We start from the raw sequence: 1849 nt of genomic DNA, 5'->3' as shown, positions 1-1849 counted from the left end.
TGATTTTGAAACAGGGAAGTTAGTGGGTAACACCTGGACTATGCCAGAGAATATCGCTGCAGAAAATGAAAAGTTACTGCAGATCTCTCTGTTAGAAGAGGCGAAGAATGAACTGGAAAGTCAGGATTGGACGGTACTTGAAACTAATGAAGTGAAATCCTTGACTTCTTCAGACAAAAACGAGCAACAGGCACTTGCTGAAGATGACCTTCATAAAGAGATAGTAACCATTGATTTGGATACCGGCTTACCAACTAAACGTGAGATTTTCACAAAAGATAAAGAGGGTAATATTATCGGAAGTTCAACTAAAACGGAGGAGTATAAATATCTGGACTCCATGCCAATGAAGATTCAAAGCTTTGGTCCCGAAGAGTCGATTGAGATTACAGAAATTCCTGCTCCTGTTATAGAGGATAAAGTTTTGGAAGGATCCTAAAAAATTTGATTCTGGATCTAATCATGAAAAAACAACAAACTCCACTTAGTAGTATCAACTGTAGAATCAAAGCTGTGAACTAAACTTAAATGTAAGCAAGGTTAAGGTCTAAAGGTCTACGAATAAAACTGTCTCACTTCAAAAGCCCTGACACAGATAAATATCGTCTGTATGGGCTTTTTGTTTTGGGGTAGTGTCTCGCAATCGCCCAGATGATTATGGGTCATATTCTGTGTTGTAATACGTAAAAAGGATGATGATAAAATTGGATATTATAATTATGAAACGATATATTATTTGATTTTATTACAAATTGTAACATTTTATTGGTTGGATATGGTAATATGTTCTTGTACATAATATGGAGGGAGTTGATATTTGTGGTAAAATTGATCAATCTAAGCAGTAAGTATCTCGTTTTATTTGTATTTGCCATCGTATCTTTTTATGTTCCAACTGGTACCATTGATGCACTAGCTTCATATGACAAAAAAACATACGTGTATGATGTAAAAACAGCTGGTCTCAACCTCCGTAGTGGAGCGGGTACATCTTATCCCATTATTGGTCAGGTGAGTATGGGAACAGACCTTGTGGAATACTGTCCGTCTGGCTCTTGCGGTTTAACGACAGCAGACAGTTACACATGGATACGTAATTACTATCCTAATGCCAGCTTAGGCTATTATGCCAATTCAGCACTGGGATGGGCTGCTTGGTATAATACCACTGGAAGTAGAACTTTCAATTATCATTATACTCATGTAGCCAAAACGAGCAGATGGACTCAAATGTTTTCGAGTGACTGTAGCAATATGAGTGGCGTCATGAAGGGATTGAATGAAAACTATTACTTACAATCCTTTGACTCTGAATTGATGGCTTCTACTTGCAACCCAAATGCTTGGAGAGTAAAAGACTTCCAAGCCGGTTCTAACTCGTCAGGAACTTTTGACAACGGATTTGTAAATGGCTGGAACTTAAAAGCTGAATAAAGCGTTATAAATGTAAAGGAGGAGTTTCCCTGTGAAGAAAAAGACAATGGCTTCTTTGCTAACATTACCACTGGCAGCTGTCGCTGTAAGTGGCTATATGTACCTCAATCAACCAACGATCGTTAGTGCTCAGAGTGATGTTCTAAGTGCTGCCAATAAGGCAACACAAGGCAAGGTGGAATACATCAAAGAAACCATGGAAGACGGGTCCTACATCATTCGCTACCGTGATCGTGAGAACCTCACTGAAATCACGGAGGAATACCGGGACAACCAACTTCATAATAAACTCGTCATTGAAGATGGCGGGAAGAAAATCACTTCATACGGACGTGATTTTGAAACAGGGAAGTTAGTGGGTAACACCTGGACTATGCCAGAGAATATCGCTGCAGAAAATGAAAAGTTACTGCAG

General features: G+C 39.0%; 1 protein-coding gene and 2 pseudogenes. All 3 read left to right on the top strand.

All coding sequences use genetic code 11. The annotated features are described in order from the left end of the window. Nucleotides 1–439 (top strand): annotated as a pseudogene (locus HP552_RS01245) (hypothetical protein); the annotation flags it as partial. A gap of 380 nt (nt 440–819) precedes the next feature. Continuing rightward, nucleotides 820–1434, top strand: coding sequence for an SH3 domain-containing protein (locus HP552_RS01240; RefSeq protein ID WP_175393905.1), 615 nt, complete (start codon nt 820–822; stop codon nt 1432–1434). A 31-nt stretch (nt 1435–1465) separates the two neighbouring features. Next, nucleotides 1466–1849 (top strand): annotated as a pseudogene (locus HP552_RS01235) (hypothetical protein); the annotation flags it as partial.

The organism is Paenibacillus xylanilyticus, from assembly GCF_013359935.1.
Lineage (GTDB): Bacteria > Bacillota > Bacilli > Paenibacillales > Paenibacillaceae > Paenibacillus > Paenibacillus xylanilyticus.
The sequence above is the reverse complement of the archived record's forward strand: the minus strand, read 5'-3'. Positions and strand labels throughout refer to the sequence as shown.